The organism is uncultured Maricaulis sp., from assembly GCF_947259345.1.
Taxonomy (GTDB): Bacteria; Pseudomonadota; Alphaproteobacteria; order Caulobacterales; family Maricaulaceae; genus Maricaulis.
This window is the reverse complement of the sequence record NZ_CAMYLS010000007.1, coordinates 92,375-105,732: the sequence shown is the minus strand read 5'-3', so window position 1 is coordinate 105,732 and position 13,358 is coordinate 92,375. Positions and strand designations below refer to the sequence as shown.

Genomic DNA, 13,358 nt, shown 5'->3' with positions numbered 1-13,358 from the left:
GCGAGCATACTAAGTCAGCGCCAGCAACCGGTCCCGGCGAGGGTCGGGTCCACACGAGTTTCGGGAGCGTAGAAATGACGCGCGAGATCCATCACTTCCTCAATGGCAAGGCGGCTGTCGGCACGTCCGGTCAATATGGCGATGTCTTCAATCCCAATACGGGCGAAGTGCAGGCACGCGTCCAGTTCGCGACAACCGACGAAGTCGCAAAGGCCGTTGCCGACGCCAAGGCCGCGCAGATCAAATGGGCGGCGATGAACCCGCAGCGCCGGGCGCGCGTTCTCATGACGTACAAGGCGCTCGTCGAAGCCGAGATGGACAGTCTCGCCGCGCTCCTCTCCTCCGAGCATGGCAAGGTCATCGCCGATGCCAAGGGTGATCTGATCCGTGGTTTGGAAGTGATCGAATTCGCCTGCGGCGCCCCACATCTGCTCAAGGGCGAGTACACCGAGAGTGCCGGTACCGGCATTGACGTCTACTCGATGCGCCAACCGCTCGGCGTGGTCGCTGGCATTTCACCGTTCAACTTCCCGGCCATGATCCCGATGTGGTTCATGGGTATGGCGCTCGCGACCGGCAATGCGATGATCCTGAAGCCGTCCGAGAAGGACCCGTCCGTGCCGGTGCGTCTGGCGGAGCTGATGATCGAGGCCGGCCTGCCGGAAGGCGTGCTGCAGATCGTGCATGGGGACAAAACCGCTGTGGATGCCTTGCTCCACAATGACGACATCAAGGCCGTATCCTTCGTCGGTTCGTCCAATATCGCCCACTACATCGCCCAGACCTGCGCCCGTGAGGGCAAGCGCTTCCAGGCCATGGGTGGCGCCAAGAACCACGGCATTATCATGCCCGACGCCGATATGGACCAGGTGGTCAATGACTTCCTCGGCGCGGCCTTCGGGTCTGCGGGCGAACGCTGCATGGCACTGCCGGTCGCGGTTCCGGTGGGCAAGGACACGGCAGACGAGTTTGTCGGCCGCATCAAGGAAGAAGCGGCCAAGCTGCGCGTCGGCGTATCGACGGATGCTGACGCCCATTACGGGCCGGTCGTCTCCTCTGCGCATCGTGCCTCGATCGAAAAGTGGATCCAGACCGGTGTCGATGAAGGCGCTGACCTATTGCTGGATGGCCGCGGCTTTGAGCTTCAGGGTCATGAGAAGGGCTTCTTTATCGGGCCGAGCCTGTTCGACAATGTGAAGCCGTCCATGTCCTCCTATCAGGAAGAGATTTTCGGACCGGTCCTGCAGGTCGTACGTGCTGACAGTCTCGACGAGGCGGCGCACCTGCCGTCCGAGCACCAGTATGGCAATGGCGTGGCCATCTTCACGCGCAACGGCCTGGCCGCGCGCGAATTCGCCTCCAAGGTCCAGGTCGGCATGGTTGGCATCAATGTGCCCATCCCGGTGCCGGTGGCCTATCATTCCTTCGGCGGCTGGAAGCGCTCGGCCTTTACCGACACCAACCAGTACGGAACGGATGGCATCCGCTTCTTCACCAAGATCAAGACGGTCACCCAGCGCTGGCCGACCGGCGATATCGGTGATCAGGCCTTCGTCATCCCGACGATGAACTAGGCCCGACACACAATCCCGAATGAAGAAGGGCCCCCCGGAATGCCGGGGGGCCCTTTTCGCATGCGTCATCGCCGTTGGCGTCAGGCGGCCTGAAAACCGGCGAGCCAGTCGAGCGCGCTTTCGCGATCTGTAAAAAATCGCGCATTCGGCGGCAATTCGATCAACTCCTTGCGCACGGCCTTCGCATAGGTTTCATCCCAGACCAGCGGCACGATGTAGGCGCTGGGGAGCGGCCGCTCGAGCGCGAACAGGAAGTTCTCGATTATCTCTGCGGAGAGCTGTGGTGATTGCTGGGGCTCTGCGTCCTGGCAGTCGGCGAGGATCGCCATCACATCATTATTTGCGCTCAGCTCACGCGCACGTTCAGTCGCCCAGCCCGCCTCGCGACGCGTCGCTTGCCCACTGGCCTTGATTTCAACGACGCTACCGCCGTCGATAAGGGTCACCCGCACCGTCATACTCAATCACCTAACACGATTTTGTTTTTCTTACCGGCCCAAACTAGATTTTTTGAACGCTGTTCGCCAGTATTTCAAAATGAGCAGTCGGGTCCTAATCGCCTGCAATGGCAGGCTATCTCGCCATATTAACCAACCATATTCAATCAATTCAAATGCGTAGAAAATGAGCGTTAAACTGCGATCTTCCCTCCCCTTGCCAAGCCCGTCCCGCTAGGACATGGAAAACATACCGTTAACTGTATTCCGGTGTTGAGAGTCCAAAATGGCCACATTCCAGTTCCGAACCGTTCCTCATATTCATGCCGGACGGGGTGTATCATGACCGGGCTGGATTCGGGATCGGCACTCGGGTTTGAGGCTTTGGGCCGACGTGGCGGTTCCAGATGGGTGGCGTCTATCCGCGTCGGCGCGCGCCGCGCGGTCCGCAGAGCCCTTCTTGCCTTACTTTTATCTGTCGTCTGGACCGCTGTTGGAGGGGCCGCGGTGCAGGAGCGTGCGGTTGTGGACGTTCTCACCGAGCTTCCTTTGATGGAAAATGTCCGCGTCTCGCCAGACGGGAATCGCCTCTTGGCCCTTGTTGGGCTCTCTCAGTCGGGGCGTCGCTTGGTAATCGTTTCTCTGGATGGTTCGGAAACCGACACGATCGATGCGAGTGGGCAAAACCGCTTGTTAAATGCGGAGTGGTTAGGCTCTAATCATCTCCTGCTCAAGTATCAGGACCAAGTACGAGACCGTGATCGAGGCATCGTTCGGCTAGTCGCGCGCAGCTACATATACTCACTTGTCTCAATGCAGGCACAGGAGCTGGACCAACTCGCTGTATTGGCCGGGACGCTCCCAGCGGACCCGGAGAGTGTCCTCTTCTGGATGCCTGTAACACGAGCTGGGCAAACCGTCGGTCGGACCAATTCGTCACTGGATGACGATGTGGCACTCTTCATTCGAAATCTCGAGACGGGCCAGATGCGGCGTGAGTTCACCGGAAGCCTGTCGGCAACCTATCTGATTGATTCAAATGGAGTTCCGTTGGTGCAAATGGTGAATTCCAGCGGGCGAGAAAGTGGCGGATTCAACCGAGCCATTCGCGATTGGGACAATAATCGCTCGTTCTATGTGCGCGTGCGTCGAGAGGGCAATTGGAGGGACGTTGATTTGCTCGACTCCGAAGCACTGTCTGAAGGCGCTCACGATGGCCTTGGGCGTGCGGCTGACATGGCGGGTATATTGCCCGATGGACGGACCGTAGCGTTCTCAAGCGTCTACAATGGCAGGCTGGCAGTTTTCGGCTTGAACCTGGACGACGGAGCCGTGTTCGGACCTGTCGTTCAATCGTCCGAAGTTGATGTGGGCGGAAATCAGGGCGCTTATCTTAGAGACCGGCACACGAACCGTTTGGTGGGTGTTCGGCGGCTCGGAACTCGCGGAGATGTCGACTATCTTGATCCGGAAGTGCGCCGTATTCACTCGTTGGTCTCGGATTCGCTTCGCGGTCGATCCGTTGAGGTCGAGAGTTGGGATGTTGACCGAACTGTTTGGACTGTTCGCGCGGTCAATCATGATGGCCATGCCAGCTATTATGTACTGGATACAAGAGATGCTCAGCTACGTTTGATCGGTCGTGAGAGGTCCAGCGCGTTCGACGACATCATATCCACGCCTGAGCGAATTCTCATTCCATCAGACTCGGATAGTCCGGCGCACGCGATCGTCTTGAGAGGCGATCCGAGCGCAGACAATTTCGGCGCGTCGGTAATCTTGATGCCCGAGACCATGAGCGCGCCGATTTCCGATCGAATGGATATCCGGCGTCAATACCTCGCCGCGCTTGGTTTTACGGTTATTGAATTGGAAGCAAGGGGCGGTACGGGCCGCGGCCTTGATGCCTGGCGTGTGAACCAAGCGGATGCGGGAACAAGGTTTTTTGACGATGTCAGCGGTGCGATGGCGTGGATATCTGATGATGAATCGCTTGATTCCGCCCGAACGTGCCTTCTTGGGTTCCGCAAGGGATCGTCCTTCGCCATTGGCTCTCTGTCCGAAGGCGCCGGAGGTGCGAGGTGCGCGATCGTAGTGCCAGATCTTGCGGGCGACAGTAACTTCGGGGTTCGGCTGGACCGAAGCTCAACTTATACGGCCCACCACTACTACGTTGGAAATGTTGCCGTCACCGGGAGCTTGATCTTCTATCCCTATCTCCAATACCCCGAGCCTGGCGCCAACCACTATTCAACGGCCTTAACGAAACTCTCAGCGATTGCGCGGTCAATTCTGGAAGCTGTGCGGCTGCCGGAACACGATACCGCTGTCACCGTACTGAATTGTGATGCGTTTCCAGGCCAATCTTTTGACATTGCCAGTGATGTGCTTGAGGCCCTTGAGGCGGTTCAATGGCCGGTGGCTGCCGAGCCGATTGAGTGCCAGCACCGGGTCTTCTGGTTGTTGCCCGGCGAGGAGCAGGCAGTTGTTCTCGACCACCTGTCTAATTTCATTGCTGAAAACACCGCTGCACCATACGGCATGGACGCGTCAAGCGATGGGCGCTGAGCCGGCATCATCGGGAGAGATTGCATAAATGGCCACATTCCAGTTCCGAACCGTTCCTCATATTCATGCCGGACGGGGTGCGTCCGGCCAGTTGACCGAGATTGCCGCTCCGCTCATGGCCGGGGTTGAACGCGCCGTGCTGGTGACTGACAAGGGAGTGCGCCAGTTCGGTTTGATCGATGCGGCGCTCGCTGGGCTTGAGGCGGCCGGGCGCTCGGTCCTGGTGATCGACGATGTCGTGGCCGATCCGCCGGAAGACATGGTGCTGGCGGCGACCGAACGGGCGCGTGAATTCGGGGCGCAGCTGGTGATCGGCTTTGGTGGCGGGTCGTCCATGGATACCGCCAAGCTGGTGGCCTTGCTTCTGGGCTGCGATCAGCCCCTGGCCGATATGTATGGCGTCAATCAGGTGAAGGGCGCGCGCCTGCCGCTCATCCTGATCCCGACGACCGCCGGTACGGGCTCCGAAGTGACGCCGATCTCGGTGGTCACCGTTGGCGAGACCTCGAAGATGGGGGTCAATGATCCGGCGCTCTATGGCGATATGGCCGTGCTGGATGCCGAGCTGACCCTGGGTCTGCCACGTCATGTCACGGCGGCGACCGGCATTGACGCCATGGTGCACGGTATCGAAGCCTATACCTCGGCCATCGAGAAGAACCCGGTCTCCGACGCCTTGGCGTTGGCCGGGTTGAAGAAGCTGCACGGCGCCATCGAGCGGGCCTGTCTGGACGGGGCGGATATCGAGGCGCGCGAGGACATGTTGCTCGGCGCCTTGCTGACAGGCCAGGCCTTTGCCAATGCCCCGGTCGGTGCGGTCCATGCGCTGGCCTATCCGCTTGGCGGGATCTTCCATGTCCCGCACGGGCTATCCAATTCGCTGATGCTGCCGCCGGTGCTGCGCTACAATGCGACCAGCGCCGAGCCGCTCTATACGCAGCTGGCGGCCCATCTCGATCTGCCCGGGGCCTCGACCGATGCCCTGGTTGTCGAGATGGAGCGGATCGCCGACGTTGTCGGCATCGAAACGCGCCTGACCCAGGTCGGCGTCTCGCACAATGACCTGCCGCGCCTCGCCGAGGACGCGATGAAGGTCGAGCGCCTGCTCAAGAATAATCCGCGCCCGATGACGCTCGAAGCGGCCCACGCCTGTTATGAGGCCGTGCTGTGATGGAAAAGCGCGCCCGCGACGCCTATCCCCGCTTTCGTGCCCTGCCGACCCGCTGGGCCGATAATGACATCTATGGCCACATCAATAATGCTGCCTATTACGGCTTCTTCGACACAGCGGTGAATTGCTTCCTCATCGAGGAGGCCGGGCTGGATATCCATGCCGGCCGCGTGATCGGCCTCGTGGTCGAGACCGGCTGCAATTATTTCGCCCCGCTCGCCTATCCGGAAACCGTCGAGGCCGGTGTGCGCGTGGCGCGGCTGGGGAATTCCTCGGTCACCTATGAAATCGGCTTGTTCAAACAGGGCGAGGATGAACCGGCGGCCCAGGGGCGCTTCGTCCATGTCTATGTCGACCGCGACACGCGCCGCCCGGTCGCGCTCCCGGACACAATGCGCGCGGCGCTGGCCGGGATTGAGGCGTGAGCCAGGTCGGTGCGGCGGTGTTTGAGCATTGACCTGATCACCCGCAGCACCCAAGCCTGTCGCGCATGACGACGCCTCTTTCCGTTTTGCGCCAGCGCGTTGAAGCCGGTGTTTTGAGCCCCGATCCCGAACAGGAGCGGGCGGCTGAGGCGCTGACCGATCTCGCGGCGCGCCTTTCGGACTGGCGTCCCGACCGCAAATCCCTGTTCGGCAAGCGCGATCCGGCGCCGCGTGGTCTCTATCTCTGGGGCGGCGTGGGGCGCGGCAAATCCATGCTGATGGATCTCTTTGTCGAGAACGCGCCGGTTTCGCCGAAGCGGCGGGCGCATTTTCATGAATTCATGCAGGATGTGCATGCCCGCATCACCGCCTGGCGCAAGCTGAGCGCGGAGGAGCGGCGCAAGCGGCCCGAACATGTGCGCGGCGCCGGGGACGATCCCATTCCGCCTGTCGCCAAGGCGATCGCCGCGAAGGCACGCCTTCTGGCCTTCGACGAATTCCAGGTCACCGATATCGCCGACGCCTCGATCCTGGGCCGCCTGTTCGAACAATTCTTCGAGCGCGGCGTGGTGGTGGTGGCGACCTCCAACCGGCACCCGGACGATCTCTACAAGAACGGCCTCAACCGGCAGCGCTTCCTGCCGGTGATCGAGATGCTGAAGGACCGGCTCGATGTCATGGAGCTGGACGGCGGGACGGACTTCCGGCTGCGCCAGCTGGAGGCCGCCCCGGTCTATTACACGCCGCTGTCGGCGGATGCCGAGCTGGCCATGAACAAGGCCTGGGAACGGCTGACCTCCGGTGCCGTGCCGCAGCACTGCGTCCTTGATGTGAAGGGCAGGAGCCTGACGGTGGAGCGCGAGGCGGCCGGCGTGGCCCGCTTTACCTTCTCTGAACTGTGCGCGCGCCCGCTCGGGCCTGCCGACTATCTCACCCTTGCCGACCGCTTCCACACGGTCCTACTGGAATATGTGCCGCAATTATCGCCAGACAAGCGCAATGAGGCCAAGCGCTTCGTGACCTTGATCGATGCGCTTTACGAGGCGCGTACCAAGCTGGTCATGAGCGCCGATGCCGAGCCGGGCGATCTCTATCCCGACGGCGATGGCGCTTTCGAGTTCGAACGCACCGCTTCGCGCCTGATGGAAATGCGCACGCATGATTATCTCGCCGCCCAGCGCCGCGAGCGGGATGACGCAGAGTAGAGGGGAAACGCCATGTCACGGTCCATCGGCCTGTCGCCGGAACTCGTCGATTACGTCCGCAGCGCCAATCGGCCCGAGCATCCCGCTCTGGCGCGGTGCCGCGCGGAGACGGACGCCATGGGCGACGTCTCGCGCATGCAGATTTCGCCGGAGCAGGGTGCTTTCCTGCAAATGTGCGCTCGCCTCATTTCCGCCCGTACAGCTGTCGAGGTCGGGGTTTTCACGGGCTATTCGGCCCTGGCGACGATCCTGGCCATGCGCGACATGCATGGTGATGCGGCCCGCCTGATCGGCTGTGACATTTCCGAGGACTATACCGGAAAAGCCAGGTCATACTGGGACGAAGCCGGTGTGAGCGACCAGGTCGAGCTGTGCATTGGCGATGCGCGGGAGACGCTGGCCGGGTTGACCGAGACCCGAGCCGGCACCGTCGACATGATCTTCATCGATGCGGACAAGACCGGCTATGACGCTTATTACGAGGCGGCCCTGACGCTGGTGCGCCACGGCGGCCTCATCCTGTTCGACAATGTCCTGTGGGGCGGCGATGTCGTGGATGCCGACCGCATCAGCGAGGATGCCGATACGGCGGCGCTCGTGGCGCTGGCGGAAAAACTGCGCACTGATACGCGGGTGGATATCGCCTTCACGACGCTGGGCGACGGCATATTGATGGCGCTGAAGCGCTGATCAGCCGAGGATCATTCAGGCGCACGCTGCCAGTCGAACTGCATGGCTTGCTCACCTGACAGATCGGAGATTAGTGCGCTCAGCCTGTCGCCGTCACGACTGTACTCGATGACTTGCGGGAAATCATGTTCGGCGTTCTCGAACCGGGCATGGCTGTCGCCGTGCTCGGTCAGGGTGAAGCAGGCGGCGCTGCGCCCGCCCGGCTGGGCGCAATAGCGGGTCTGCTCCTCGCCAATCTCGATGCGCAGGAATTCAAAGCCGACGGCGCGCCCCTCGACCTGTGTGCGATTGACGCCAAGCAGCAATCCGCCATCCCCATTGGTCCAGATCTCCTCGATCACGGGATCGCCGCCCGTGCTGGTCCAATGCCCGGACATCCAGTCCAGGTCCGGCGTCTGGCCAGCGGCGGCAACGAGCGGGGTGCAGGCGAGGGCGAGGCCCGCCATTGCGGCTGCCGCGAGGGTGAGAAGGCTCGATGGTACAAGGGACATGACAGGTCTTTCTGATCGGCGTCCGTCTTTATTGACACGCGCTTTGCCCGCCGTCTTGAATGAACCGGACAGGGGGTAATATGGGCCAGGCCGATTATCAGTATGAGCCGTCCGGGGCGGGTCTCGACGACCGCATCGAGGCGGTATGGCACTTGCGCCATGGCGGAGACGACGCGCCGCAATTCATCGCGCCCGATGGATCATGCGAGATCATACTTCACCGGGCCACGCCGCCGCTGGAGCTGCGCGAAGGGAACTGGATCCGACAGGATGAGGCCTTTCTCTATGGACCGCTGGATCGAGTCCTCAAGCTGCAGCAGACCGGTCCCATGGACGTCATGGGGATTCGGTTGCGGCCCTGGGCGCTGGGGGCTTTGGGCGCCCGTCCAACGCATTGGCGCAACCGCCCCGTCCCGCTGGCCGGGATTATCGGTTCGGGTCCGGCCGGTGAATTGCTTGCCCATGCCCGAAAGGCGGGCGATCCCAGGGCCTTCCGGGCGTCAGCCGACGCACTGCTGGACCGGTTATTGCCGCGCAATGATACGCTGGCAGCCGGACGTGCGCTCGTCGAAGCCCTTGAGAGTGGCGTGGAGATAACGACTGCAGGCCTCGCACGTCGCTTTGCTGTGACCGAGCGCACAATCAGTCGCCGTTTTGAACGGGCTTGCGGCCTGACGGCGCGCGACATGGTGCGCATCGTCCGCTTCCATCATGCCCGTGACGCCATCAAGCGGGGTGTGGACCTTGTCGAGGTGGCGGACATGGCGGGGTATGCCGATCAGGCGCACATGACCCGGGAGTTTCGGCATTTCGCAGGTATCACGCCGGTACCGGCGCGCCAGCCAGCGGCTTATGACGCGCTATACACGCAACGATCTACCGATGAAATGTAACCTTGACGACACTCAATGTCACCTATAGGTAACTTGTAACGTCAAGGTTACAAGGAAGCAGTGTCATGGAAGATCAAATCTCCAAACTCATTCGTCAGCGCGACCGGTTGCTCACACTCGCCGCGGTGAGCTTTCTGTTCTGGCAGGGCGCGCAACTGGCTATGGACATTGCGCAGGAGGGCGGCTGGGAATTCGGACCGTTCGAGCTGGTGGTTCATCTCTGCCTTCTGGCGGGCGCGCTCGGCTGGGCAGGGGCATCCTTCCTGTTCCTGCTGTATGCGAGCCGGGTGCAGCGCTCGAAGGCGCAGTCGGTCATCCAGGACGAGCTGTTCTGCCACAATCAGCGCATCGCGATACGCTTCGGATTCATGGCGCTCATTGCGGCGACCGCGCTGTTACTGGCCGCTGATCTCCTGGTTGATTTCTCAGCGACGATCGCGCTCCGCGCCCTGTTGATCATCGGGATCACGGCGCCGCTGTCGAGGTTCCTCATCCTGGGTCGGGATGATCTGGAGGACGAATCGTGACCAGTGAGCTGGCCAACAGGCTGAAGGAGCTGAGGGCTCGTGAGGGGCTTACCCAGGCCGAGCTGGCAGCCCGTGTCGGTGTCACACGCAAGACGATCAATACGGTCGAGAACCGGGTCTTCGTGCCATCCACAATTCTCGCGCTGAAGCTGGCTGCGGCGCTTGCCGTTCCGGTCGAGGAGATCTTCAGCCTGGAGCCGCGAGGCGAAGATTGAGTGCGTCCTCTGACAGGGTGCGGCGATAACGCCGCCTTGCCGAAGCCGCCGCGCAGCGCTAGACCGCTGGCCAAGTGCTTGAACACCCCCACAAGAGGAGCTCCTCCATGGCCCGTAACAAGATTGCGCTCATCGGATCCGGTATGATCGGTGGCACCCTGGCCCACATCGCGGCGCGCGAAGAATTGGGCGATGTCGTCCTGTTCGACATTGCCGAAGGCGTGGCCAAGGGCAAGGCGCTGGATATTGCCGAAGCCAGCCCGGTTTTCGGCAAGGATTCCAAGCTCGCCGGGGCGGACGATTATGCCGCCATCGCCGGTGCCGATGTCTGCATCGTCACCGCCGGTGTGCCGCGCAAGCCGGGCATGAGCCGCGATGACCTGCTGGGCATCAATTTGAAGGTCATGAAGGCTGTTGGCGAAGGGATCGCCAAACACGCCCCGGACGCCTTTGTGATCTGCATCACCAACCCGCTCGACGCGATGGTCTGGGCGCTGCGTGAATTCTCCGGCCTGCCGCACAACAAGGTCGTCGGCATGGCCGGCGTGCTCGACAGTGCGCGCTTCCGTCACTTCCTCGCCGACGAGTTCGAAGTCTCGGTCGAAGACGTCACGGCCTTTGTGATGGGTGGCCATGGCGACACGATGGTGCCGCTGCTGCGCTATTCCACCATTGCCGGCATTCCGGTTCCGGACATGGTCAAAATGGGCTGGTCCACGGACGAGAAAATGGACGCCATCATCGACCGCACCCGCAAGGGTGGCGGCGAGATCGTGGCCCTGCTCGGCACCGGTTCGGCCTTCTATGCGCCGGCCGAAAGCGCCATCGACATGGCGGTCTCCTATCTGCGCGACAAGAAGCGCATTCTGCCTTGTGCCGCTTATCTGTCCGGCCAGTTCGGCCAGGACGATCTCTATGTCGGTGTGCCGGTCGTGATCGGGGCCGGTGGTGTCGAGAAAGTGGTCGAGATCGAGCTCAATGCCGAGGAACAGACCATGTTCGACAACTCGGTTGAGTCCGTGAAAGGCCTGGTCGCCGCTTGCAAGGGCCTCGAACCGTCTCTGGCCTAGTCGCTGACGGCGAGAACGAATTGGAGAAGCCGTCGCCTGTCAGGGCGGCGGCTTTTTCGTGTCTAGATCCCGCCGGCGAAGGTTCCGGCAGCGTTCAGGCGCATGAATTCGAAGCCGAGCACGAGCATGGCTGTAACCCAGGCGAAGGGAATCCACAGCAAGACGCCGGCGGCGCTTGAGGCCCGGCCGACGATTCCGGCAGCGAAGAGTGTGTAGACCCACATCGCCATTGCCGCGAGGAAGCCCAGCGCCGGGTCGCGCATGCCGAAGAAGATGCAGATCTGAGTCGCCATGCCGGCGAGCAGAAGGGCGATGAGGAGGCTGCAGGCCAGTCGCATCCCGTCCTTGCCGCTGCGCTGCAGGATCCAAAGGGCGATGACGGCGAAGGCAGGAATAAAGAGACCGATGAGATTCAGCAGGCCGAAACTGGGGGCCCAATTCGGCGCGCTCAGCGTACTTGCCCAATCCAGAGCCCCGGTCGCATACAGCCAGCCGGACAGTCCTCCGGACAGTGATGCTGTGCTCACCAGATAGACCAGAAGGGTGATGACGCCCGGACCGTGCCGCTTGTCGGCCATGGAAAATAAGACTCACTCATGCTTGCTCTGCTCGAACACGGTGCAAGAATCGATCCAGTCCGCACGGCGCGAGAGCCTTGATAGGCATACCGCATTCTGAAGCGGACAGAATGCGGTGGGCAGCTGCATACAGTCATATAGAATACGTGAAGTCCGTTTTTGGAAGTTCACTTGACCAATCCCACTCATCAGGCCCCATTGCCGTTATGAGCCAGATCAATCTCGAGACCGACCGTCTCATCTTGCGCCAGCCCGACCTGTCTGATTTCGAGCCCTTGTGTGAGCTCATGGCGGACGCTGAAACCACGCAATTCATCGGCGGCCAACAAGAGCCGGCCCATGTCTGGCGCGGCTTGTGTGGTATTGTTGGACACTGGGCGCTGCGCGGATACGGATTCTATTCGGTGATCGAAAAGGCGAGCGGTGCCTGGGTCGGCCGGGTCGGGCCTTGGTACCCGCATGGCTGGCCGCAGCCGGAAGTCGGCTGGTCGCTCAACCGGTCAACCTGGCGCAAGGGCTATGCGACCGAGGCGGCAGCGGCCTGCCTTGATGATGTTTTCCGCCGGCTGGAATGGCCCGAAGTGGTCCATCTCATCCACGCGGACAATACGCCCAGCCAGGGCGTGGCCCGCAAGCTTGGCTCGCGCGACCTGGGCCGCGACGTCCCGGTCGCCGGATTCGACATGATTGTCGATTTGTGGGGTCAAAGCGCGGCGGAGTGGCGCGAACGCCGCAAGGCCTTCCGCTAATACCAGCCGGCTTCGCGCAGTTTGGGCGCATAGGTGCGACTGACCGGCGCTTCGATATTGCCGTTCAGGATCAGCCTCGCCCGGCCATCCCCGCGGTCGACCCTCTCCACCGCCTCCCGCGCCACCCACCAGGATCGGTGCGTCCGCGCGCCATCGAGAGCGTCGGCAGCGGTGATCGCATCACTTAGACGCATCAGAATCAGCGCCTCTCCCTTGTCGGTATGAACACGCAGATAATGGTCTTCGGCGACCATGGCGATTAGACTCGCGCGTCTCAGGCGATGAGGGAGCTTGTCGGTCAGGGCGCGGCTCGCGACGGGCGGGCCGGGACTTTCCGAAGCGGGGCGATTCCGCTCCGTCAGAATCGAGATGGTCACAACGGCTGCCGAGATGACCCAGACGAAGAAGAAGACGATCGGCGCGACCGCCAGCTCGAAGGGAGCTCCGATCATCGCCTGGATGCCCGCGACGGCCAGAAAGACCGGGAGGCTGACCAGCACGGACAGGGCCAGGCCGGTTGCTGCACGGGGCCAGTCCGGCAGGTAGCGATCAAACAGCCAGGTGAAGAGTGATCCGGACCCCCAACCCAGTGCCATCAGGCCGGTCCAGTAAAACCACACGCCTGGAATACCGAAATTGTGTGAATTATAGGGGCCCAGAATGGACAGGAATGTCCCCAAGGCCAGGATCGCGGCGATGTTCACCAACAGGGGTTTCAGGCGTTTGAGCGTCATGGTCACCGTCATTCGCGAAGCGCGAACGAAC

At 61.8% G+C, this 13,358-nt stretch carries 15 protein-coding genes; 11 read left to right on the top strand and 4 right to left on the bottom strand.

Going from position 1 to position 13,358, the window contains the following annotated elements; translation table 11 throughout:
- Positions 1–74 precede the first annotated feature (74 nt).
- Entirely contained in the window at positions 75–1,574 is a 1,500-nt protein-coding gene (locus tag Q0X62_RS04130; RefSeq protein ID WP_297731988.1) for a CoA-acylating methylmalonate-semialdehyde dehydrogenase, read from the top strand.
- An 80-nt stretch (positions 1,575–1,654) separates the two neighbouring features.
- On the opposite strand, the gene Q0X62_RS04125 is transcribed toward Q0X62_RS04130, so the two are convergent.
- A complete protein-coding gene (locus Q0X62_RS04125) occupies positions 1,655–2,032 on the bottom strand; it encodes a hypothetical protein (protein ID WP_297731986.1) in 378 nt (125 codons plus the stop codon).
- 321 nt (positions 2,033–2,353) lie between these two features.
- Between Q0X62_RS04125 and Q0X62_RS04120 the strand changes: the two genes are divergently transcribed.
- The 5 genes from Q0X62_RS04120 (at position 2,354) to Q0X62_RS04100 (ending at position 8,070) form a co-directional block, all read left to right on the top strand.
- Positions 2,354–4,579, top strand: a complete 2,226-nt coding sequence (locus Q0X62_RS04120; protein WP_297731983.1) for a hypothetical protein — start codon at positions 2,354–2,356, stop codon at positions 4,577–4,579.
- A gap of 28 nt (positions 4,580–4,607) precedes the next feature.
- Positions 4,608–5,750: an iron-containing alcohol dehydrogenase gene (locus Q0X62_RS04115; protein ID WP_297731981.1), complete on the top strand. Its 1,143-nt coding sequence runs from the start codon at positions 4,608–4,610 to the stop codon at positions 5,748–5,750.
- Positions 5,750–6,175 carry a thioesterase family protein gene (locus Q0X62_RS04110; protein WP_297731979.1) on the top strand — a complete coding sequence of 142 codons (426 nt, stop codon included), beginning with the start codon at positions 5,750–5,752 and terminating at the stop codon, positions 6,173–6,175. The genes Q0X62_RS04115 and Q0X62_RS04110 overlap by 1 nt, the downstream gene beginning before the upstream one ends.
- 65 nt (positions 6,176–6,240) lie before the next feature.
- Positions 6,241–7,380, top strand: coding sequence for a cell division protein ZapE (gene zapE / locus Q0X62_RS04105; RefSeq protein WP_297731976.1), 1,140 nt, complete (start codon positions 6,241–6,243; stop codon positions 7,378–7,380).
- A gap of 12 nt (positions 7,381–7,392) precedes the next feature.
- Complete coding sequence (locus Q0X62_RS04100) at positions 7,393–8,070, top strand: O-methyltransferase (protein ID WP_297731974.1); 678 nt, start codon at positions 7,393–7,395, stop codon at positions 8,068–8,070.
- Positions 8,071–8,081: 11 nt separating this feature from the next.
- On the opposite strand, the gene Q0X62_RS04095 is transcribed toward Q0X62_RS04100, so the two are convergent.
- A complete protein-coding gene (locus Q0X62_RS04095) occupies positions 8,082–8,561 on the bottom strand; it encodes a DUF6265 family protein (protein WP_297731972.1) in 480 nt (159 codons plus the stop codon).
- 80 nt (positions 8,562–8,641) lie between these two features.
- Between Q0X62_RS04095 and Q0X62_RS04090 the strand changes: the two genes are divergently transcribed.
- The 4 genes from Q0X62_RS04090 (at position 8,642) to mdh (ending at position 11,266) form a co-directional block, all read left to right on the top strand.
- Positions 8,642–9,454, top strand: coding sequence for a helix-turn-helix domain-containing protein (locus Q0X62_RS04090; RefSeq protein WP_297731970.1), 813 nt, complete (start codon positions 8,642–8,644; stop codon positions 9,452–9,454).
- A 65-nt stretch (positions 9,455–9,519) separates the two neighbouring features.
- Positions 9,520–9,981 (top strand): hypothetical protein, encoded by a 462-nt coding sequence (locus Q0X62_RS04085; RefSeq protein ID WP_297731967.1) that lies wholly within the window; start codon positions 9,520–9,522, stop codon positions 9,979–9,981.
- Positions 9,975–10,196 (top strand): helix-turn-helix domain-containing protein, encoded by a 222-nt coding sequence (locus tag Q0X62_RS04080; protein ID WP_366946107.1) that lies wholly within the window; start codon positions 9,975–9,977, stop codon positions 10,194–10,196. Before Q0X62_RS04085 ends, Q0X62_RS04080 begins: the two co-directional genes overlap by 7 nt.
- 107 nt (positions 10,197–10,303) lie before the next feature.
- A complete protein-coding gene (mdh, locus tag Q0X62_RS04075; protein WP_297731962.1) occupies positions 10,304–11,266 on the top strand; it encodes a malate dehydrogenase in 963 nt (320 codons plus the stop codon).
- 62 nt (positions 11,267–11,328) lie between these two features.
- Here the strand turns inward: mdh and Q0X62_RS04070 are convergent, their stop codons facing one another.
- Complete coding sequence (locus Q0X62_RS04070) at positions 11,329–11,844, bottom strand: tryptophan-rich sensory protein (protein ID WP_297731959.1); 516 nt, start codon at positions 11,842–11,844, stop codon at positions 11,329–11,331.
- A 206-nt stretch (positions 11,845–12,050) separates the two neighbouring features.
- Here Q0X62_RS04070 and Q0X62_RS04065 point away from each other — a divergent pair, with 206 nt between their 5' ends.
- Complete coding sequence (locus Q0X62_RS04065) at positions 12,051–12,593, top strand: GNAT family N-acetyltransferase (protein ID WP_297731957.1); 543 nt, start codon at positions 12,051–12,053, stop codon at positions 12,591–12,593.
- On the opposite strand, the gene Q0X62_RS04060 is transcribed toward Q0X62_RS04065, so the two are convergent.
- Positions 12,590–13,327, bottom strand: a complete 738-nt coding sequence (locus Q0X62_RS04060) for a LytTR family DNA-binding domain-containing protein (RefSeq protein ID WP_297731954.1) — start codon at positions 13,325–13,327, stop codon at positions 12,590–12,592. The genes Q0X62_RS04065 and Q0X62_RS04060 overlap by 4 nt on opposite strands.
- Between the last annotated feature and the right edge of the window lie 31 nt (positions 13,328–13,358).